The sequence below is a fragment of the Ralstonia sp. VS2407 genome (assembly GCF_052950655.1).
In genome coordinates this window covers 1-507 of record NZ_JBRFVG010000166.1, presented here as the reverse complement: position 1 = coordinate 507, position 507 = coordinate 1, and the positions used below count along the sequence as shown (strand labels likewise).

Below are 507 nucleotides of genomic sequence, written 5' to 3'. Positions count from 1 at the left end.
AAAAACATCTTGCTTACGAGCAAGAACATGCGGACTTCACTCTAACGGAGTTTTAACATGAAAGTAAACATAAAAAATAACGAAACTGGCGTTTTTGCAATCGGTGGTTTAGGCGAAATTGGAAAAAACACATATGGGGTACAATTCCAAGATGAAATTATCATTATTGATGCTGGGATCAAATTCCCAGAAGATGATTTACTTGGGATTGACTACGTGATTCCAGATTATAGCTACATCGTTCAAAATTTGCATAAAGTCAAAGCACTCGTTATTACCCACGGTCACGAAGACCATATTGGTGGCGTTCCTTATCTTTTACGTCAAGCGAATATCCCAATCTATGCGGGACCACTAGCCTTGGCTTTAATTACCAACAAACTAGATGAACATGGTTTATTGCGAGAAGCGGAATTACACGAAATTAATGAAGATACGGTGATTCGTTTTAGAAAAACAGCGATTAGCTTTTTCCGGACGACTCACAGAATTCCTGATGCCTTGGGC

The 507-nt window shown here is 39.1% G+C and carries 1 protein-coding gene; it reads left to right on the top strand.

From position 1 onward, the window contains the following. Positions 1–57: 57 nt before the first annotated feature. Positions 58–507, top strand: a 450-nt coding sequence (locus ACU8YE_RS24430) for an MBL fold metallo-hydrolase (protein ID WP_446929971.1), incomplete at its 3' end; no start/stop codon positions are given.